Genomic DNA, 18,594 nt, shown 5'->3' on the forward strand with positions numbered 1-18,594 from the left:
TCTCTATTGCTGGAGGCTCCGTTACTGGACGCGGGGTGACGAGAACGGCGGGACCCACGCGCGCTCGTGCACGGCGTCGGTCGTCACGCTGGGGGCGGTGTTCCCTGCCAGCGGGAACTGCGGCAATTCCACGGTCTGAGTCGGCATGCTGCTGCCTTTCGTGCGTTGGATCGCTTGGCGCTCTTGAACCTACGAAGCGAGGGTGTGGGCCCGGTGTGGCGGGCGGCAGCGGCCATGCATCGGCTGTTCGTATTGATTGACGTCAACGTCAAGGTTGCATACTTGCCGCATGATCTTCACGCAGGCAGAACTCGACTACCTGGCCGGACAGCACCTTGGCCGCCTGGCCACCGTCTCTCCCGCCGGTCACGTTCAGAACAATCCCGTGGGGTTCTTCCTGGACGCCGCCTCGGGCACGATCACCATCGGCGGGCACGCGCTGGGGGCGTCGAAGAAGTTCAGGAACGTCCAGCAGGGCAGCACCGTGTCCTTCGTCGTGGATGACCTGGCCTCGGTTGACCCGTGGGTAGTGCGCGGCATTGAGATCCGGGGCTCGGCGGTGGCCCTGACCGATCACGAGCCGCCGGTGCCGTACTTCTCACGGGAGATCATCACGATCACCCCCCATCAGATCATCTCTTGGGGGCTTGACGGGGCACGGTCGAGCCGCAAAGTGTGAAGACCGCCAGGTACGAAGGGTGTACGACCGCGTTCATTGCCTTGCGGGCACGGACGCCACGTCGCCGCGCAGGGCCCGCTCCTCTGCGTCGGCCAGCCAGAAGAAGACCGGCGGCAGGCTGAGTTCGATCACCGCCAGCGCGATCTGGAACCACTGCGGCCAGCCGTACACGGCGAGCGAGAGCAGCCGCCCTACGCCGCCCAGCAGGAAAACGCCGGCCAGCCACCGCACCGCCCGAGCCGGGATCGGACGCTGCCGCGCGGCCCAGAGCCAGGCCAGCCCGTAGCCGGCGAAGCCGGCCCCCATGAAGCGGCCCCAGCTGTCGACCGTCGGGCCGGCGGAACCGGCGCCGGGGATCGCCGCGTTGCCGAGTACCACGTGGAACAGGCCGATCGCGACGCAGGCCCAGCCCATCAGCTGTGTGAGTATGCGGAGAACCCTGGCCATGATCCCTCCAAGCTTAGTTGACATACGTCTACTAGATTGAGCGCGCTAGTAGACCCGTGTCAACTAAACTTCTTGCGTGCCTCCCCGCCAGCGACTCACCCCAGCCGACCGCCGCGCCCAACTCCTCGCCGTCGGCGCACGGCTCTTCGCCGCACACCCGTACGCCGACGTGCTGATGGAGGAGGTCGCCGAAGAGGCCGGTGTCTCCCGGGCCCTGCTCTACCGTCACTTCCCCAGCAAGCACGCCCTCTTCGCGGCCATCTACCAGCGGGCGGCGGATCAATTGCTTGCCGAGACGCGGCTCGACCCCGCCGACTCCCTGGTGGAGCAGCTCATCCAGGGCATGGACGTCCATCTCGACTACTTCGTGGCGAACCGCAACGCCGTCCTCGCCGCGAACCGGGTCCTCGCGGGCGACCCGGTGATCCAGACGATCATGACGAACGAGCTGGACGAGCTCCGTGCGCGGCTGCTGGCCGTACTCCCACTCGCGGACGAGAGCGCCCGCGAGGCCGTGTCCGGTGTCCTGAAGAGCTGGCTGGTTTTCGTCCAGGTCCTCTGCGTCGACTGGCTCACCCACGCGACCTGTACGCGCACCCAGCTGCGCGATGTCTGCGTCGGCGCGGTTCTCGGCGCCCTCCGGCCGCTGCTCGCCGAGGACCCCGCCCCCGACTGGCCGCGACAAGGGCCCACCGCGGGTGCCTAGGGCGGACTTTGCGCGAATTTATGAGTGCAAGTCCCATCAAAGTCCCGCACACGCCATGATCGAGACTGGCGGCACGCTCGTAAACGGGGGGCGTGCAGGCCGACCACGATTGGAGCAACGTGCGAAGAAAGACGACTCTGCTCGCTACCGCGCTTTTAGCACTGGCCGCGGTTCTCCCTGTTCCTGCGGCCGGCGCGGCGACTGAGCCGGAAGCGGTAGGACAGAGCAGCATCACCTGGGCGCCCTGTGAGGAGGAGCCCAGTGCCGAGTGCGGCAAGCTGACCGTCCCCATCGACTGGTCCAAGCCGAGCGGCGAGACCATCGACCTGGCCATCGCCCGGCGCAAGGCCACCGACCCGACGGCTCGGGTCGGCTCCCTGGTGATCAATCCCGGCGGGCCGGGCGGGTCGGGTGTCGAGGCCGTGTACGGCGCTCCCGACTCCTACACCGAGGAGCTGCAGAAGCGCTTCGACATCGTCGGCTTCGACCCCCGGGGCGTGGGCCGCAGCCACCCGGTCATCTGCTCGGCCTCGGTGTACAACCAGATGCCGCACACCGTCATGTCGAGCCAGGCCGACTACAACGCCTGGGACGCCTTCACCAAGAAGCTGCACCAGGACTGCCGGGCACGCACCGGCCCCCTGTACGACCACGTCGACTCGCGCAACGTCGCGCGCGACATGGACGCCCTCCGCGCCGCCCTCGGCGAGGAGAAGCTGACGTACTACGGCATCTCGTACGGGACGCTGATCGGCCAGATGTACGCCGAGATGTTCCCGAACCGGATCCGGGCTCTCGCGCTCGACAGCAACATGGACCACAGTCTCGGCGTCGCGGGCTTCCTCAGCACCGAGGCGATCGCCATCGAGGACGCCTTCGACCAGTTCGTGGGCTGGTGCGAGGCCGACACCAGCTGCATCCTGCACGGGCGTGACGTCCGGAAGATGTGGAGTGATCTGCGGGCCAAGGCCCGGCGCGGCGAGCTGTACTACCCCACCGCCCCGGACCGCCCGATGACCGAGCTGCAGGTCATCTACAACGCGGCGCTCGGCACCGAGGGCCCCGACTGGCGCTTGCTGAGCGAGGTCATCAACTGGCTGAGCGGCGGGCCCGAGCCGTCATGGGTGCCGCCGCTGCCGGGCCGGGGCCCCGTGGAGGGCGACACCGCCGAACTGCCCACCCGGATCCTCTGCCAGGACTACAACCTCCGGGTGCGGAACTACGCCGAATATGCCTTCTACATGGGCGTTTCCAAGCGCCTGGCGCCCGACGTGCGGTACCACCCGTACCCGATCGACGACATGCCCATCTGCCTGAACTCCACGACGACCAACCCGCCGCACCGGCTGAAGTACACGGGCGACGCGCCGATCCTGCTGGGTAACTCGCTGCATGATCCGGCCACGCCGTACATGTGGTCCGCCAACGCGGCGCGGCAACTCGGTCCGAAGGCTGTGCTGCTCACCTATGAGGGCTGGGGGCACCGCATCTACGGCAAGGACAAGTGCCAGACGGACATCATCGACCAGTATCTGATCGCTCTGACGGTGCCTCCGCGCGGCACCCGCTGCGCCGTGGGCACGCCTGAGGAGAGCATGCGCAAGCAGCAGCAACTGCCGCAGAAGACGTGGCCAACGGACAAACAGCACTGGTAGGTAACCAGAGCTGCCGGACCACGGCACCCGCCACGGTCCGGTAGGTAAGCAGAGTTGCCGGACCACGGCACCCGCCGTGGTCCGGCACCGTTTCGGTCAGCGCTTTACCGCTCGGGCCAGTGCGTCCTCAGCCTGCGCGGCGATGGCTCCGACAAGGTCGGCTGCGGAGGGCAGGTCGTTGATGAGATCGATGGCCTCCCCGGCCCACATCGGCAGTGCGGGGATCTCGCCTCGTGCCACGCCATCCTGGTATGCCTGCTGGGCCTGGACATTGGTGGCGAGTTCGGCTTCTCGGCCCCGCCACTGATCCAGGAAAGGGTGGCCGAGGGTGCGGGCGGTGTATTTCGACGGCCACCCGGAGCCTCGGGCGATGTCAAGCACGCTGCTGCGCTCGGTGTCCTCCCCGCGCCCCTCGACGATCGCCTTGGCTGTCGAGGGGGCCACCAGGGCCTCGGTCGTGGCCTGGAAGCGGGTGCCGATGAGTGCCCCGGCGGCCCCCAGGGCCAGCACGGCGGCCAGCCCGCGGCCATCGGCGATCCCGCCGGCCGCCAGCACCGGCACCGGTGCCGCCAGGTCCACCACAACCGGCACGAAGGGCAACGTGGAGCGCCCGTGCCGAGCGCCATGCCCACCGCTTTCGACCCCCTGCGCCACGATGACATCGGCGCCCAGGTCCACCGCCCGCCTGGCCTCCTCCAGGTCGGTGACCTGAATGATCAGCGCCGTGCCCGCCCGGCGGATGCGTTCGGCGAACGGGCTCGGGTCTCCGAAGGACAACATCACCGCCCGGGGGGCGTACTCCAGCGCACGCTCGACCGCCCCGACATCGATCCGCCAGGTCAGGAAACCGATGCCCCACGGCCTTCCGCCGGAGCCCTCGGCAACGATCGGCACCTCGCGGGCCAGCCAGTCCGGATCGCCGTTGCCGCTGCCCAGCAGTCCGAGCCCGCCACCGCGAGAGACGGCCGCCGTCAGCGCACCACCGGCCGACCCGCCCATCGGCGCCAGGGCAATGGGGTGCTGCACGCCGAACAACTTCGTGAACGCTGTCGAAAACGTCATAACCGCAATCATCACTTCTTACCGGCTTGTACGCGGCGCTCGTCCTGCGCATGCCGCGCAGGACGAGGAGACGGTCGCCGCGGTGCCAGCGCCGGTGAAGGGTTGATTCACCTGACCAAGTACATGCTCGGCCAGGAGAAAGGGCTTATGTGGGCCGCACCGCTCACAGTGACGCCGGCTCCGGGAGCCGACCGAGGATCCAGGTGCAGAGTTCTTCGGTGATCTGGGTGTGCGCCTCGTTGTCGGACGCGCACAGGAACTCGTCCAGCTCGCTTTGCGACGGGCGCAGGCTGCCGATGTTGGCGTACACATCGTCCTGGTCGTCGAGGTCGCGGATCGCCACGGCGCTGACCGCGGGAACAAAACAGATGGAGCGGTAGTACACCTCGGCCTGACCGTGCTTGTTCAGGGCGTCGGCCAGAATGCCGAAGGACTCCAGCGTCCCGCCCGGTGCGCCGTCCAGCTCGGGCAGCCCGCTGGTACGGATGTCCTTATGGGCGCCGAGGATGCTTCTGAGCACGGCCACCTGCTGGTCATCTCCGGCGGACTGGGTGTAGAGCACGGTGCCGTTGAACACCAGGCCGGTGCACTTGAGCGCTTCGACGCCGGCCGGAACCCCGTTGCCGGTGCCGTTTCCCATACCGTTGGCCACCCCTATCTTTCTCGGGATGCTGGGCCACGAGCCGACCGCGCGGAGGTGGTCGAGGAATTCGGTACGCAGCGTGTCCTGCTGGGGTTCGCTGCCGACCTCGGAGATGTGACGGAACAGCAGCTGGCGCGCGGCCGGGCTGTTGATCTGGCGGGAGAAGACGGGGTTGGCCGGCCTGAGGAAGTGCGCGAACGCCTGCAGGGAGATCGGGATCCACGCACCCCGATGCGGACTGTCGTAGGAGACGTAGAGAGCCGTCTGATGGTCGAGGCCGTCATGCTCCATCTTGGCCAGGGCGTAGCGGGTGACCAGTCCACCCATACTGAAGCCGCCGACGGTGAGCGGCGTGTTCCCATACCGTTCGGCGAGCGTCTGGGTGATGGCGGCGATCGCGGTCTGCGCGTTGTCCAGGATCGACGCGCTGCGCTCGGCGAAGCCGAGAATGACAAGGTCGCGGCCACGGCGGCGCAGTTCGCTGATGAGGGGGTAGTCACCCCGCTCCAGGAAATGCCAGGACTCGTGCAGGTTGGACGGACCTGTGTTGAAGCCGTCGGCGAGGATGACCGGATTGACGAGGCTCTGGTGGCCTTCTCCGTAGTACACCCAAGCGGTGCCACCGGGAAGCTCCCACATCCTGTCCGGTGTGGGTGCCGGTGCGGAGACCTCCAGCGGCGCGATCAGCCTGATCGGCCCGATGGCCTGCTCTGCCCGTACTGCCTGCTCTTCGCTCATCTCATTTCCCTCTCCGGTGCGCACAGGGGATCCGGCGGCCTTGCCGGATTACTGCGATGATTACGGACCGCAATAGGGCGAACGCTGATCGACATGGCGGAGAAGGGTAAGGATTGACCATCCGTCACAGATCAATTACATGATTCGCGTTCCTGGAGGTCGGCCCACATGCGGGTGCGACTGCGGTCAAGAGCCCGACCGGGCGGTGAAAGTCATCGGGCCGACCTCGCGAGGATGGCAACTCCAGGAAGGGGGACGGCATCTAAACGACGTAGTCGATCAGGGATGACGGGGTGGTGAGATGGCGTCGGCGTCGGCCCTGCTTCCTGGTGACCCTCTTCGGCTGGGGGGAGTTCTGGCTGGCCGGGCGGCTCGGGGCCGGCGGGCAGGGGGTGGTGTACGAGGCGTACGACTCCCAGGGCGCCCGGGTGGCGATCAAGGTGCTGCACGGGGACGCCGCCGGTGACCAGGGTTTGCGGGCCCGGTTCGGCAAGGAGGCTGCCGCCGCTCAGCGGGTGGCCTCGTTCTGTACCGCCCGGGTGCTGGCGGTTGATCTGGACGCGCCCAAGCCGTACCTGGTCAGCGAGTACGTCGAGGGGCCCAGCCTGCGCCAGGCGGTCGAGGGCGGCCGGCGTTTCAGCGGCGACGAGCTGCACCGCCTGGCTACCGCGGTGGCCACGGCGCTGACCGCCATCCACGACGCCGGCGTCATTCACCGCGATCTCAAACCCGACAACGTGCTGCTGGGGCCCGACGGCCCGCGCGTCATCGACTTCGGTGTGGCGCGGACCCCGGAGATGTCGCTCACCGCCACCGGCCGGGTCACCGGCACCCCGACGTACATGGCTCCGGAGGTGTACACCGGCCAGCGCGCCGGCGCTCCCGCCGACGTGTTCGCCTGGGGCGCCATCATGGTCTACGCGGCGACCGGTGACGATCCTTTCCGGGCGGAGAGTCTGGGCGCGGTCATGCACCGGGTCCTGTCGGCCGAGCCGGATCTGACGGTGCTGCCGCGGTCGGTGCGGTCCCTGGTCTCGGCGGCCCTGGCCAAAGAGCCCCTCGCCAGGCCGGCCGCGCGCGACCTGCTGCTCGGCCTGGTCAGCGGCGGCCTGGTCAGTGGCGGCCTGGTCAGTGGCGGTCAGGGCAGTCAGGCCGACCTGCTCACCGTCGGCAGCGTCGAGGCCGGGCTGCTCGACCGTGGGGCCCCGGCCGACCCCACTCTCGGCACCCTGGCTGACGACGCCTACGAATTCCTCGACCCCGCCGAGCGTGATCTGGTCCCTGATCTGTTCCTGCGCCTGGTGAACGTCACCGAAACAGGCGAGGTGACCGTACGGGCGGCGTCGCGGGAGGAGTTATCGGAGGCCAGGACGCCGCAGGAGCAGGCCGCATTGGAGCGGATCCTGGAGGTCTTCGCCTACCTGGTGACCACGCGGGGCGATGACATCACCCTGGCCCGGCCGGCGCTGGTACGGGCCTGGCCGCGGCTGCGAACCTGGGTCGGCGACGAGCGCGACGGACTGCCCACGCACGACATGATCCGTACCGGCGCGCGCCACTGGAACGCCCATGGACGTCGGGAGGGCGACGTCTTCCAGGGCAGCCGCCTCGAGACGGCACTGCGCTGGGCCGCCACCGGCCGCCGCCACCTCACCCTGAGCAAGCTCGAACGCGACTTCCTCGACGCCTGCAACGCCGCCACCCGCCACCGTGTCCGGCGCCGCCGCCTCCTCACCGTCGCCCTGGCCGCCCTGCTCGTCCTCGCCCTGGCGGGCGGCGGCCTCGCTCTGCGGCAGAGCCGCCTGGTCTCGGAGCAGAGCAGGATCGTCGCGGCACAGCGGGACGAGGCGGTCGCGAGCAAGGTCGCGGCGCAGGCCGACACGATGCGCGCTACCGACCCGGTTCGGGCGATGCTGCTCAGCGTCGCCGCCTGGCGGCTGGCCCCCGTCCCCGCGACGCGGGCGACGCTGGAGAACGCGTGGGCACAGCGTGAGCGCGCTGCGTTCACCGACCCTGACACCGGCGCCGAGACCGTACGGCAGATGACCGCGGACGGGCGTACGTTCGTCAGCGTGTCCCCGCAAGGCGTGCGGATGTACGACGTACGTACGGGGAAGAGGGTCGATCGCAGACGGCGACATGGCCCTCGCCTTCAGTGCTGACGGGCGGCTGCTGGCGTCCATCGGCGGACTGGGACAGCGGCTGGAGATGCGGGACACCTCGCAGCCGTCACGCGTGTCCGCGGCCCGGCTGCCGGGCCACTGGACGGCGTCCACCCTTGCGGTGAACGGGGACGGGACGCTCGTCGCGGTCGGCGCCAGCGACGGCAACGACGACCTTGAGGGTACGGGGCACAGTCGCGTGTTCATCTGGAACGTGCCGCGGCACACGTGGATGCGGTCCGTCGAGACCGGGAACCTGTGGGAGGTCGTGTTCCGGCCGGGTAGCCCGATGATGGTGCCGGTAACCAGCTTGGGGAACCACATGATCGACCTCTCCACCGGCCGGCCGGTGGGTTCCGGGTTCGGTTCGGGAGGTCTGAACGGCGGAGCACGGACGATGGCCTTCAGCCCTGACGGAGCAGTCCTCGCCACCGGCGACGAGTCGGGCAGGCTCGCGTTCTGGGACGTGGCCACGGGCGCCAAGCGCGGCCCGACATTCCGGGCGAACCCCAACGACGGCGCCGGGATCACCCAGATCGTCTTCTCGCCGAAGGGGGACGTGGCGGCGTCCATCGGCGGGGGAGCGGTCCAGCTGTGGGACGTCGCCACGCCGCGCAAGCTCGGGCCGTCGATGGCGGCGGACGTGGACTCCTTGTTGGCCGCGTTCGGATCAGGTGGCGCGGTCCTGCACACCCTTGATGAGACGGGTGTGCTGCGCGACATGTCCGTCGGGCCCGAGGCGACGGCCGCCACGATCTGCGCCCGCGCCGGGCGGGGGCTGACGCGGGCCGACTGGCAGCGGTATCTGCCCGGCGTGCCGTACCGGGAGGTCTGCCGGTGATCGTCGGACCGGCCCGTTCCCGGTCGAGCGGGGACGGGCCGGCCATACGTCTGTCCGGGGTCAGCTCAGGAAGCTGCCGTACGGACCGCTCAAGATCTGGTTCTTCTGGCTCTGGCTGAAGTGCGTGTTCGGGTAGTCGTAGAACGAGGCGGACATCGGTGTCCCGTCGGTGGACGACGAGTCGGGCAGGCCGAAGGCATGGCCCAGCTCGTGGACCATCCCGCCGTACCAGCGGTTCATCGGGCCGTTCACGCCCGCGGCGCCATCGGCGTCGTGCTGGTTCAGGATCACCCAGCCACCTCCGCCACCGCCGCCCGCGCCGTTGCCCTCCGCGCTGATCTCACCCACGTTGATCCAGCGCGGGTCGGGTGCTCTCAGGTTCAGCTTTCTGAGCAGTTCCTGCTGCATGTTGAACACGGTCCACCAGTACGGGTCGCTCCCGTTGGGGGTGGTCTCGTACCAGTTCTTCACGTGGTCGCCGTTGACGACCTCCACCACGGGGTTGTTGAGGGTGAAGGTCTTGCCCAGCTCCTGCTTGTAGTAGCGCTGCGCCTCCCGCAGGACGTTGGCGATGCCGTCCGGCCACCGCTGGTCGAAGGCCACGTCGGAGGGCTTCAGCCAGTACACCCGGATTGTCTTCTCCGGGGGTGTGGTGGGGGTGCCGCCACCGCTGGTGTAGTTCGGCAACCGCCAGGTCCGTGAGGACACCGCGTCGCAGGCCAGCTGTACGAGCCCGGTGTTGGCGGCCGACGAGCCGCCCGCGGGGACGACGCACTTGCTGGAGTGCACGGCTTGGAGCCTGAAGGTCTTGTCGGGGCCGCTGACCGTCACCGGGACCAGGCGGAACTTCTGGTTGTTGGCGTTGGAGCAGTTCCACTGGATGACCGTGGCGTTGTCGGCGGTGGACGCGCCGTAGACGTCCACGCATCTGCCGCTGGTCGACGTGCCGACGGTGTACTGGTCGGTGGTGCCGCTCACCGGGGTGAAGGTGAAGTTCTGGTTGCCGCCACCGTTGCAGGACGCCTGCGTGAGCTGGACGCCGTTGGTGGTGGAGCTGTTGGGGAGGGTCAGGCAGTTGGCGCCGTTCTGGTTGACGGCTGTCGAGGTGAATGCCGTTGCGGCGTTGGCCGGTGAGGCGCCGACCATCGTGATCACAAAGACCAGGGCGGTGGTCAGCGAGGTAAGGGCAGCGGCTAATCGTTTCATCGATGCGCGTCCTCCGAGTCCTGGGAGCGAGGGCAGGCCTGTGCATACGATGACGCGCGAAAAGGTTTTCGGCAAGATCTTGTGAACGTTACAGGGAGAGCGACGAGGACAGCAGGCCATAGGGGTGGCAGCAGTACGTATCTCGGCGAGTCGTACGAAATGCTTTTCGGCCAAGGCCGGGATGATCCGGCCGGTTGCCGCTGCCGGCTCAGTGGTCGTCGGCGGTCTGTCTGGCGGCGAGACCGGCGAACATGCCGCCATCGACGACGATCTCCGCTCCGGTGATGTAGCCGGCGCCGGAGGAGGCGAGGAACGCGACCGTACGGGCGATGTCGTGCGTCCGATCCGATGCGGCCCAAAGGTACGCGGGACGCCATATCCGCCCGGAAGCCGGCGAGTGCGGTGGCGGGCAGACCCTGTTTGTTCAGGGCGGGTGTGTCGATGGGGCCGGGGCTCACGGTGTTGACCCGGATGCCGCGGGGTGCGAGCTCGATGGCCAGCGCTCGGGCGCGGTCGTAGCCGAGGCGGGCGCGGCCGGTGTGCGGGCAGATGTCGCCGGCGGCCGGGCGGCGGGCGGGGACCGGGCGGCGTTCGCACAGGAACAGCGGCGGGCGAGCAGTTGATTGAGACCGACCACGAGGAGGTCGTGGACGGCCGGGCCAGGCGCTACTACCGGCTCACCGCCGAGGGCGCAGCCCGGCTGTTGGTCGAGGCCGAACGGCTGCGCCGGAACGCCGACACCGCCGCCGCCCGGCTGCGCTCAGCAGCGACGGCATCCAACTGAACGCGGGTGATGAGCGTCCGCACCTTCTCCATGATCGAAAGCAACGCCTTCTTCGACGGGTAGGTGTAGACGCTCTTCCTCGTGGTTCCCTTCTTGGTGCGTCGCTGGATGTGGAAGCCCAGGAAGTCGAACCCCTCGTCCAGATGGACCACGCGGGTCTTGGTCCCCGACCACCGTAAGCCCAAAAGGGCGAGCACGTCGGAGACCTCCTCCCAGAGCGCGTCCACGTGAGCCCTTGGAACCGCATACCATGATCGCGACATCGTCCGCTTATCGCCGTCCGAAAAGCCGGATAAGTTCCGAGCGCCTTCACTAAGATCGTCTCCATGAAGAATGGAATCATGGCTGTGGTGATGGCCGCGACCGTTGCGGCGCTCATCCCCGTCGCACCAGGCACGGCCCTGGCCGAACCGATCCCCGAGGGGTGTCACAGCGGTTTCTACTACCAGAACTACAGGACGTGGGCCAGCTGCGACAGAGGCGCGGGGTACGTGCGGGCCATAGCTACGTGTCCCACCAGCTCAGGCTCCACGAAGGTACTCGGCCCGTGGGTCGTGGTCCAGCCGGGCATCGACGGGCAGTCGGTTGCCACCTGCCCGAACCACAACCGCAAGGCCCTCGCCCACGGCTTTGACATCAAGAAGTACTAACGGATCTTCGCAAGGGGCGGGCACTGGCAGAATCCAGCGATCGAGTGATCGTATTTCTCGGCATCGGCTGGGCCCCCCGCTGTGCGCCGTGGCGAACTGCCCGCGCTGCGTAGCGCCGGCATTCGGCGGTTGGTGACATGTCTGTTGCTCAAAACCATCTTGTCGCGAGACAGGTGCGGCGCTGAGATCGAATCCGCCGCACCTTCTGCGCATCACCGACCGTCAGGCCATCTCAGCAAGGCCGCGAGCGGCCACCATAATGAGCATTCCGCGCGTGCTGGCAGGTCCGCATTCTGCCAGCACGCGAAGATCATTACGGCTTGTGAAGATCACCAGTCGTTGCCGCCTCACGCCGCTCTAACTCGCCCGGCTCCCCCACGGTGATGAGCCCCAGGTTGACCAGCGCGTCCACGTCGGACTGGTTGAGACCGTACTCCGGGATGTCCTCGGACGAGCCGTACAGGACTAGGCTCCCGTGCTCGGCCAGCTTGCCCAGGAATTCCAGCCGGCGCGGGGTGAGACGCGGGGTCATGCTTTCTCCATCAGGCGTCACCACCCGGCAGGACGAAGGAGGCGCAGGAGAGCTTCGCATCCTCAAAACGGTGACGCAGCGTGCTGAGGGTGCGGCGTGGCGACAACTGCCGTTCACCCCCGTTTGTGCACTCACTGAAGATCGTTTAGCGTGGCCCCGTCCGCTGCCTCCAGGACTTCGGCAGTGCCCTGCGGTGCCGGCTGACGCGCGCCATAGATGCGCCAGCTCTCCTACGTCTAAGGGTGCGAGACACGAGGAGAGCCCTTGCACCCTGACCATCAGCGCGACTTCACCGAGTTCGTCGCCAGCAGATCCGACAGCTTGATCAGGCTCGCCTACGTCCTGACCAACGACCAGCACGCCGCCGAGGACCTGCTGCAGACGGCGCTGGCCAAGACAGCCACCCGCTGGCGGCGGATCCGAGACAACCCGGAGGCGTACGTGCGCCGGGTCATGTACCACGAACAGGTCGGGCGGTGGCGCAGCCCGCGCTGGGGCCGCGAACGCGTGCTCGAAGCGCCTCCCGATCACGGCGTGGCCGACCGCACCTCCGAGGTGGAGACCCGCATCACGCTGGCCAAGGCGTTACGGGTCCTGCCCGCGCGCAAACGAGCGGTGCTGGTGCTGCGCTACTACGAAGATCTCCCGGAGTCCGAGGTCGCCAAGATCATGGGCTGCTCGGTGGGCACCGTACGCAGCCAAACCCATCAAGCCGTCGCCCGCCTGCGCAAGCTGGTCGGCGAGAGCGTCATCCTGGAGGGCCTGCAGTGACCATCGACGAACGGCGGATCGCCGAAGAGCTGCGCCTGATGGCCGGCGAAGCCACCCCTGTGGACCCGCTGGCTCATGCCACGCGGGCTCTCGCCCGGCGCCGGCGCCGGGCGTGGTCGGTCGCCGGCCTCACGACGGTGGCCGTGACCGCCACGGTGGCCGCCACGGTGATCGCGGCGCTGGCCCTGCCCCCCCGGGACACCCCCGGCCCGGCCACCGCTGCCGGTGTGGCGGCCCTGCCGGACAACACCCCCGAGCAGTTGCGGCTCGTACGCGAGTGCATGCCCCAGGGCGGGCCGGTGCACAACATGGACGGGAACCGGCGGATCGCCGAGCAGGGGGCGGCTGACGACTTCCGGGTGCTGGTGGACTACCCAGACCAGGGCGGGAGTACTGCCCTGGTGGGCAGTGACGCCGGTTTCGTGCTCTGCACGCCGACCGATCAGAAGGACATGGCCGAGCGTGCGGTCTTCACCTACTGGGGGTTCAAGCCGCCCGGGAATCTAGCCGGGCTCTCCGGGGATCTGCAGGTGGACGCATACACCAGCCACACGCATTCCTACACCGTCGGCACGCAGCGGATCCAGAAGGACGATGTGTACCGGGTCGTCACCGGGCGGGTCAGCGACGGCGTGCGGCGGGTGGAGGTCGACTGGGCGGACGGGCGGCGTACGTCGGCGCGGATCGCCAACGGGTTCTTCATCGTACGAATCACCGGGAAGCTGGTGCGCGACCCCCAAGACCCTGAGAATAAGGAGGCCACGATCCTGGACTCGCCACCCGTCACGGTGACGGCCTACGGGACCGACGGGAAGGTACTGCGGCAGGAGAAGGACGTCGCCTTCGGGCCGCTGGGGCGCGGCAGCGACTGACGGCATCAGGCAGCCGCTGAAGCCGCGAGGGCGGCGGCTGCCGACCTCAGGCCCGTACGACGCTCGCCACCGCCGTCTTGGGCTCGCCGGACCACTCCGCGCCGGGCATCCGGAGGATCGAGACACCGGCGAACCCGAAGACCAGCAACCGGTGGTTGGCATACCTGTATCGCCGTAGCTTGGTCATCCATCGTCGGGCACGGTGAGCACGCCCTAGCCGATCCGCCATGGTAGAGCGGTGAGTGATCCCCAGACGGCGCCTCGAGCAAGCCGCTGGCTCGTGTAGCCCTTGTCCCTGGTAAGTCTTCACACCTTGCGGCTCGACCGAGCCCCCTCCACCCCCCAAGAGATGATCCTGCTGGGAGCGATCGTGATGATCTCCCGCGAGAAGTACGGCACCGGCGGCTCGTGGTCGGTCAAGGCCACCGCCGAGCCTCGGATCTCGATGCCGCGCACCACCCACGGATCCACCGAGGCCAGGTCGTCTACGACGAACGACACGGTGCTTCCCTGCTGGACGTTCCTGAACTTCTTGGACGCCCCCAGGGCATGCCCGCCGATCGTGATCGTGCCCGAGGCGGCGTCCACGAAGAACCCCACGGGGTTGTTCTGGACATGCCCGGCGGGAGAAACGGTGGCCAGGCGACCAAGACGCTGTCCGGCCAGATAATCGAGTTCTGCCTGCGTGAAGACCATGTGGCAAACTATGCAACCCTGACACTAGCGTAATCAAACCGGCCAACGGTGGCGATCGACGCGGCCCGGTCCTCGGTCTCTCAGAACCAGGTCAATACAGGCCTCCCGGCGCATGGACAGGAACAGGACGTCAACCGGGTGCCAACCTGGCGGAAACGGGCCGCGAGCTTGATCATCGGCCGTTAGGATCTGATGGTTCGCGCTGATTGGTGATGGTTTCCGGGGTTCGGGTGGCGTCGATCGATCGGACGGCCTACCCGAGGTTCGCGAGGACGCTGTCTGCTCGGGAGTTGGCGGAGGTGTTCACCCCGTCGCTGGCTGGGGTGAGAGCCGCAACCCGGGCACGAACGGGGCACACCAGTGATCCTCTCTCGGGATCGACGACCGGCAATCGGCCACTTCGAGCGGGAGCTCATCCGCCGTCACGGGCCAGCAGGGCGAGCCGCATGGCTTTGACCGCTCCGCTCTGAAAGCCCTGACGCCGCTCGACCAGCACCACGGGAATTGAGGAGGAGGCGGCGGCGACGTCCAGGACGCGTAGCCGGCCCGCGTTCAGTTCCCGTTCGACGGCGCTGCGCGGCACCATGGCCAGCCCGAACCCCGCTTCCACCAGGCTGATCTGAGCGGTCAGGCTGTCGATCGGCACGATCTCGGTCGTGTCGGCCGCTTCCTGTCCCAGTAGTGCGCGAAGGGCGTTGGCATAGGGTTCGCGCGTCTCACCGGTGCGTGGCGGAAAGGTGATCCAGGGATGTGCCGCCAGTTCGCCGCGGGTCAGGTGCCGTGCGGCGGCCAGTGGGTGCTCGGGTGCGGAGATAGGCACCAATTCCTCGTCGTAGGTCCGCGTGGAGAGCAGTTCGGGATGGCTGTCGTCGTCGTACCGCAGCCCCAGTGCGACCTCGCCGCGGCGGACCAGTTCGCTGACGCCGTCGCTGGTCGCTGTGCGGATCCGCAGCCGCACGCCCGGGTGCGCGCGCCGGTAATCACGCAGGCGCCTGGTCATGCCCGTTCCGGCGAGCGTGCCGACGAAGGCGAGCGCCAGTTCTCCGGTGTGTCCGTGGTGCAGATCGCGGACCGCGTCGAGGCCGTCGCGCATCACGGTGACGAGCATCTCGGCGTACGGCAGGAACGCCCGCCCTCCCTCGCTGAGCATCACGCCCCGGCCGACCCGCTCGAAGAGCGGGGCGCCCAGCTCCTGTTCGAGCAGGCGGATCCGGCGGCTGATCGCGGGCTGGGAGACGTGCAGCGCCTCAGAGGCCCGGGTGAATCCGCCCTGCCGGGCGATGGCCAGGAATGCCGCTATTTGCTCCACTTCCATACACATCAATTTAACTGATGATATGCCTTAAATAGATGCATTGGACACATATTGCCTGCTCTTCCTATGTTGACCGTGTGCCGGAGATACTCAGCATTCGCGATCTGTTCCTCCTGGATCCCGCGATCACCCATCTGAACCACGGAGCCTTCGGCGCCTGCCCCCGACCGGTTTTCGAGGTCTATCAGGCCTGGCAACGCGAACTCGAACGCTCGCCCAGCATGATGTTCGACACGCGGCTGGCCGACAGCCTCGCCCACGTCCGTATCCTGCTCGGCGCCTACCTTGGCGCCCAGGCCGACGATCTCGCCCTGGTGCTCAACGCCACCGTGGCGATGAGCACGGTGCTGCGATCCCTGCGCCTGTCACCCGGCGACGACATCCTCACGACCGAACACGAGTACGGAGCCGTGGACAAGGCCCTGGACTTCATCGCCGCCCGAACCGGCGCGCGGATCGTGCGGGCCCCAGGCACCTGCGCGTCCGAGGTCTGGTCTCACGCCTCCGAACGCACCAAGGCTCTCGTCGTGAGTCACATCACCTCGCCTACGGCGCTGCTGATGCCGGTCGAAGAGCTGTGCCGCCTGGCCCGCCAGGCCGGCGTCCTGTCCGTCGTCGACGGCGCCCACGCGCCCGGCCATCTCGCTCTCGACCTGGACGCCGTCGGCGCCGACGTCTACATCGGCAACTGCCACAAGTGGCTGTGCGCCCCCAAGGCCGCGGCCTTTATGCAGGTGCGTCCCGAGATCCAGCCCACCCTGGAGCCGCTCGCCCCGGGCTGGGGAACCGGCGAGGGCGATCCGCCCTACGAGCCGAGCCAGGACTGGCGCAGCGCCCGCGACCCGTCCGCGTACCTCTCCATCCCCGCCGCCATCTCGTTCGTAAGCGTCCACGCCCGCAACCCCGAATGCCGGGACCTGCTCGTCACCGCCCGCGGCCTCATGGCCGCGGCCGGGTTCGAGCCGTTCGCCGAGCCGCAACCCCTCCAGATGGCGTATTTCCGCGTGCCCGCATGCGACGCGGCGGCCACCACGGCCCGGTTGCGCGCCGAATTCGCCATCGATGCACCTGTCCGCATGTGGAAGAAGCAGCCGTTGATCCGGGTGTCAGTCGCGCCCTACAACGACCTGCACGACATCGAGCGCCTTGTCCGAGCCCTGACCACGATCTTCGCATCCCCCGGGAAAGCATGATGAAACTACGCCGCGACGTCCGGCTCGTCGGACTCCTGTTCACCTCAGTCGGTGCCATCATCGGCTCAGGATGGCTCTTCGGCGCCCAGAGCGCCGCCAACACCGCCGGCCCCGCCTCCATCCTGTCCTGGATCATCGGCGGTTTCATGATCATGACCATCGCCCTGGTCTACGCGGAACTGGGCACCATGCTTCCTCTCTCCGGAGGAGTGACCCGCTTTCCGCACTACGCGTTCGGATCCTTCGCCAGCTACGGCTTCGGCTGGATTCTCTGGATCACGTGTGGATCGGCGGCCGCCATCGAAGTCGAAGCGGCCATTCAGTACAGCTCCGTACACTTCACCTTCCTCATGCACGAGGTGGACGGTGTGGCGGTCCTCACCTTCCCCACCGGGTTCGCGGTCGCCGTCGTGCTCATGGCCCTGCTCACCGTCGTCAACCTCTACGGCGTCAAATGGTTCGCCCGCGCCAACAACCTGCTCGTCTGGTGGAAGATCGCCGTCATCGTGGCCGTCATCGTGGCGTTCGCCTTCACCGCCTTCCACAGCTCCAACTTCACTCTGCCGGCGGCCGGGGGCTTTGCTCCCTTCGGGATCGAGGGCATTCTGTCCGCCATCGCCACCTCAGGTGTCGTCTTCTCCTATCTCGGCTTCAGGCAGGGCATCGAACTCGCCGGGGAGACCGACAACCCCCGCCGCAACGTCCCCATCGCCGTCGTCGGATCGGTGCTCCTGACCGGAGCCCTGTACATCCTGCTGCAGATCGTCTTCATCGGCGCTCTCTCCCCGAAGTCCCTCGCAGGCGGCTGGGGAGACATCGCGCTCGCCTCCGGCTCCGCCACCGGCATCTTCGGCCCTCTGGCCGCCCTGGCCACCATCCTCGGGCTCAACTGGCTCGCCGTGGTCCTCTACGTCGACGCCGTCGTCTCACCCGCCGACAGCGGCCTGATCTACACGGTCAGCACATCTCGCGTCATGTACGCGATGGGGCGCAACAAGAACGCGCCTTCCGGGCTCGCCCGTCTCGACAAGCGCGGCACCCCGTACATCAGCCTCATCCTGACCTTCTTCGTCGGGGTCGTCTTCTTCCTGCCGTTCCCCGGCTGGCAGTCGCTCGTCGGGTTCGTCACGGCCGCGACGGTCCTGTCCCTGGGCTCCGGCGCGCTGGCTCTGGCCGCCCTGCGGCGCTCCCTGCCCGAGCACCCCCGGCCCTTCAAGCTCCCGGGCAAGGACGTCATCCCCTTCCTCGCCTTCTTCTCCTCGAACCTGATCATTTTCTGGACCGGCTGGGAGACGTACTGGAAGCTCTGCGTCGCGGTCCTCCTCGGCTACGTCGTCTTCTTCGCCACCCAGCCCTTCATCAAGGACGGTCCCGCCATGGAACTGCGCGCGTCGTCGTGGTTCCTCCCCTGGCTCGGCGGCCTGGCCCTGATCAGCTTCATGGAAGAGAGCCTCGGCTACGCGTGGGGAGCCGTGGCCATCGGGGTCTGGAGTCTGGTCATCTACGGATGGGCCGTCCGGACCAGACTCTCCGACGGCAAGGTGTCCGAACTGCTCGACTCAGGATTCATCGGAGAGGAGGAGACCATGGAGCCCGTGCCCGCCGCGACCACCCAGCACTGACACACCGCCTCCAAAGGGAG

Annotated in this window: 21 protein-coding genes and 1 pseudogene; 10 read left to right on the forward strand and 12 right to left on the reverse strand. The window is 68.0% G+C overall.

The features are described from left to right. Positions 1–21: 21 nt before the first annotated feature. Positions 22–147, reverse strand: coding sequence for a hypothetical protein (locus tag LDL49_RS57570; protein ID WP_263656194.1), 126 nt, complete (start codon positions 145–147; stop codon positions 22–24). 142 nt (positions 148–289) lie between these two features. On the opposite strand from LDL49_RS57570, the gene LDL49_RS42050 reads away from it, so the two are divergent. Then, positions 290–679 (forward strand): PPOX class F420-dependent oxidoreductase, encoded by a 390-nt coding sequence (locus LDL49_RS42050; RefSeq protein WP_225300338.1) that lies wholly within the window; start codon positions 290–292, stop codon positions 677–679. A 33-nt stretch (positions 680–712) separates the two neighbouring features. Here LDL49_RS42050 and LDL49_RS42055 read toward each other — a convergent pair whose 3' ends face one another. Then, positions 713–1,126, reverse strand: coding sequence for a DUF4345 domain-containing protein (locus LDL49_RS42055; RefSeq protein ID WP_225300340.1), 414 nt, complete (start codon positions 1,124–1,126; stop codon positions 713–715). Positions 1,127–1,202: 76 nt separating this feature from the next. Between LDL49_RS42055 and LDL49_RS42060 the strand changes: the two genes are divergently transcribed. Beyond that, positions 1,203–1,832: a TetR/AcrR family transcriptional regulator gene (locus LDL49_RS42060; protein ID WP_225300342.1), complete on the forward strand. Its 630-nt coding sequence runs from the start codon at positions 1,203–1,205 to the stop codon at positions 1,830–1,832. Positions 1,833–1,951: 119 nt separating this feature from the next. After that, positions 1,952–3,487, forward strand: coding sequence for an alpha/beta fold hydrolase (locus LDL49_RS42065; protein WP_225300343.1), 1,536 nt, complete (start codon positions 1,952–1,954; stop codon positions 3,485–3,487). Positions 3,488–3,583: 96 nt separating this feature from the next. On the opposite strand, the gene LDL49_RS42070 is transcribed toward LDL49_RS42065, so the two are convergent. Then, positions 3,584–4,561: an NAD(P)H-dependent flavin oxidoreductase gene (locus LDL49_RS42070; RefSeq protein ID WP_225300345.1), complete on the reverse strand. Its 978-nt coding sequence runs from the start codon at positions 4,559–4,561 to the stop codon at positions 3,584–3,586. Between the two features lie 151 nt (positions 4,562–4,712). Beyond that, entirely contained in the window at positions 4,713–5,930 is a 1,218-nt protein-coding gene (locus tag LDL49_RS42075; protein ID WP_225300347.1) for an esterase/lipase family protein, read from the reverse strand. Between the two features lie 293 nt (positions 5,931–6,223). On the opposite strand from LDL49_RS42075, the gene LDL49_RS42080 reads away from it, so the two are divergent. Then, the gene (locus tag LDL49_RS42080; RefSeq protein ID WP_225300349.1) at positions 6,224–8,092 is read left to right on the forward strand and encodes a serine/threonine-protein kinase; all 1,869 of its coding nucleotides are present in this window, start codon (positions 6,224–6,226) and stop codon (positions 8,090–8,092) included. After that, positions 8,070–8,933 (forward strand): WD40 repeat domain-containing protein, encoded by an 864-nt coding sequence (locus LDL49_RS42085; protein WP_225300350.1) that lies wholly within the window; start codon positions 8,070–8,072, stop codon positions 8,931–8,933. The genes LDL49_RS42080 and LDL49_RS42085 overlap by 23 nt, the downstream gene beginning before the upstream one ends. 60 nt (positions 8,934–8,993) lie before the next feature. On the opposite strand, the gene LDL49_RS42090 is transcribed toward LDL49_RS42085, so the two are convergent. The 4 genes and pseudogenes from LDL49_RS42090 to LDL49_RS58745 form a co-directional block, all read right to left on the reverse strand. Then, on the reverse strand, positions 8,994–10,139 hold the full coding sequence (locus tag LDL49_RS42090; RefSeq protein ID WP_225300352.1) for an RICIN domain-containing protein: 1,146 nt from the start codon (positions 10,137–10,139) through the stop codon (positions 8,994–8,996). Between the two features lie 208 nt (positions 10,140–10,347). Continuing rightward, positions 10,348–10,518, reverse strand: coding sequence for an SDR family oxidoreductase (locus LDL49_RS59435; protein WP_372470618.1), 171 nt, complete (start codon positions 10,516–10,518; stop codon positions 10,348–10,350). Positions 10,519–10,540: 22 nt separating this feature from the next. Beyond that, a pseudogene (locus tag LDL49_RS59440) lies at positions 10,541–10,597 on the reverse strand (hypothetical protein); the annotation flags it as partial. Between the two features lie 211 nt (positions 10,598–10,808). Next, entirely contained in the window at positions 10,809–11,150 is a 342-nt protein-coding gene (locus LDL49_RS58745; protein ID WP_225300531.1) for an RNA-dependent RNA polymerase family protein, read from the reverse strand. 99 nt (positions 11,151–11,249) lie between these two features. Here LDL49_RS58745 and LDL49_RS42110 point away from each other — a divergent pair, with 99 nt between their 5' ends. Next, on the forward strand, positions 11,250–11,573 hold the full coding sequence (locus LDL49_RS42110; protein WP_225300356.1) for a hypothetical protein: 324 nt from the start codon (positions 11,250–11,252) through the stop codon (positions 11,571–11,573). 313 nt (positions 11,574–11,886) lie between these two features. Here LDL49_RS42110 and LDL49_RS42115 read toward each other — a convergent pair whose 3' ends face one another. Further along, positions 11,887–12,105 carry a hypothetical protein gene (locus LDL49_RS42115; protein WP_225300358.1) on the reverse strand — a complete coding sequence of 73 codons (219 nt, stop codon included), beginning with the start codon at positions 12,103–12,105 and terminating at the stop codon, positions 11,887–11,889. 264 nt (positions 12,106–12,369) lie between these two features. Between LDL49_RS42115 and LDL49_RS42120 the strand changes: the two genes are divergently transcribed. After that, complete coding sequence (locus LDL49_RS42120; RefSeq protein WP_225300360.1) at positions 12,370–12,876, forward strand: SigE family RNA polymerase sigma factor; 507 nt, start codon at positions 12,370–12,372, stop codon at positions 12,874–12,876. After that, entirely contained in the window at positions 12,873–13,748 is an 876-nt protein-coding gene (locus LDL49_RS42125; RefSeq protein ID WP_225300362.1) for a hypothetical protein, read from the forward strand. Before LDL49_RS42120 ends, LDL49_RS42125 begins: the two co-directional genes overlap by 4 nt. A 46-nt stretch (positions 13,749–13,794) precedes the next feature. Here LDL49_RS42125 and LDL49_RS42130 read toward each other — a convergent pair whose 3' ends face one another. The 3 genes from LDL49_RS42130 to LDL49_RS42140 all read right to left on the reverse strand — a co-directional run bounded on the left by LDL49_RS42130 (position 13,795) and on the right by LDL49_RS42140 (position 15,759). Beyond that, positions 13,795–13,935 carry a hypothetical protein gene (locus LDL49_RS42130; protein WP_225300364.1) on the reverse strand — a complete coding sequence of 47 codons (141 nt, stop codon included), beginning with the start codon at positions 13,933–13,935 and terminating at the stop codon, positions 13,795–13,797. A 119-nt stretch (positions 13,936–14,054) separates the two neighbouring features. Beyond that, the gene (locus LDL49_RS42135) at positions 14,055–14,444 is read right to left on the reverse strand and encodes a PPOX class F420-dependent oxidoreductase (RefSeq protein WP_225300366.1); all 390 of its coding nucleotides are present in this window, start codon (positions 14,442–14,444) and stop codon (positions 14,055–14,057) included. A gap of 412 nt (positions 14,445–14,856) precedes the next feature. Beyond that, positions 14,857–15,759, reverse strand: coding sequence for a LysR family transcriptional regulator (locus tag LDL49_RS42140; RefSeq protein WP_225300368.1), 903 nt, complete (start codon positions 15,757–15,759; stop codon positions 14,857–14,859). Positions 15,760–15,836: 77 nt separating this feature from the next. Here LDL49_RS42140 and LDL49_RS42145 point away from each other — a divergent pair, with 77 nt between their 5' ends. After that, positions 15,837–16,952: an aminotransferase class V-fold PLP-dependent enzyme gene (locus tag LDL49_RS42145; RefSeq protein WP_225300370.1), complete on the forward strand. Its 1,116-nt coding sequence runs from the start codon at positions 15,837–15,839 to the stop codon at positions 16,950–16,952. Beyond that, the gene (locus tag LDL49_RS42150; RefSeq protein ID WP_225300372.1) at positions 16,949–18,574 is read left to right on the forward strand and encodes an APC family permease; all 1,626 of its coding nucleotides are present in this window, start codon (positions 16,949–16,951) and stop codon (positions 18,572–18,574) included. Before LDL49_RS42145 ends, LDL49_RS42150 begins: the two co-directional genes overlap by 4 nt. The last annotated feature ends 20 nt before the right edge of the window (positions 18,575–18,594 follow it).

The organism is Nonomuraea aurantiaca (genome assembly GCF_020215705.1).
Classification (GTDB): Bacteria; Actinomycetota; Actinomycetes; order Streptosporangiales; family Streptosporangiaceae; genus Nonomuraea; species Nonomuraea aurantiaca.

What these genes read in the sequence shown, in the direction of transcription:
- LDL49_RS42130 (WP_225300364.1), bottom strand. Translation starts at nt 13,935, where the DNA reads ATGACCAAGCTACGGCGATACAGGTATGCCAACCACCGGTTGCTGGTC.
- LDL49_RS57570 (WP_263656194.1), bottom strand. Translation starts at nt 147, where the DNA reads ATGCCGACTCAGACCGTGGAATTGCCGCAGTTCCCGCTGGCAGGGAAC.
- LDL49_RS42090 (WP_225300352.1), bottom strand. Translation starts at nt 10,139, where the DNA reads ATGAAACGATTAGCCGCTGCCCTTACCTCGCTGACCACCGCCCTGGTC.
- LDL49_RS42075 (WP_225300347.1), bottom strand. Translation starts at nt 5,930, where the DNA reads ATGAGCGAAGAGCAGGCAGTACGGGCAGAGCAGGCCATCGGGCCGATC.
- LDL49_RS42050 (WP_225300338.1), top strand. Translation starts at nt 290, where the DNA reads ATGATCTTCACGCAGGCAGAACTCGACTACCTGGCCGGACAGCACCTT.
- LDL49_RS42070 (WP_225300345.1), bottom strand. Translation starts at nt 4,561, where the DNA reads ATGATTGCGGTTATGACGTTTTCGACAGCGTTCACGAAGTTGTTCGGC.
- LDL49_RS42115 (WP_225300358.1), bottom strand. Translation starts at nt 12,105, where the DNA reads ATGACCCCGCGTCTCACCCCGCGCCGGCTGGAATTCCTGGGCAAGCTG.
- LDL49_RS42150 (WP_225300372.1), top strand. Translation starts at nt 16,949, where the DNA reads ATGATGAAACTACGCCGCGACGTCCGGCTCGTCGGACTCCTGTTCACC.
- LDL49_RS42135 (WP_225300366.1), bottom strand. Translation starts at nt 14,444, where the DNA reads ATGGTCTTCACGCAGGCAGAACTCGATTATCTGGCCGGACAGCGTCTT.
- LDL49_RS42140 (WP_225300368.1), bottom strand. Translation starts at nt 15,759, where the DNA reads ATGGAAGTGGAGCAAATAGCGGCATTCCTGGCCATCGCCCGGCAGGGC.
- LDL49_RS42110 (WP_225300356.1), top strand. Translation starts at nt 11,250, where the DNA reads ATGAAGAATGGAATCATGGCTGTGGTGATGGCCGCGACCGTTGCGGCG.
- LDL49_RS42085 (WP_225300350.1), top strand. Translation starts at nt 8,070, where the DNA reads ATGGCCCTCGCCTTCAGTGCTGACGGGCGGCTGCTGGCGTCCATCGGC.
- LDL49_RS42055 (WP_225300340.1), bottom strand. Translation starts at nt 1,126, where the DNA reads ATGGCCAGGGTTCTCCGCATACTCACACAGCTGATGGGCTGGGCCTGC.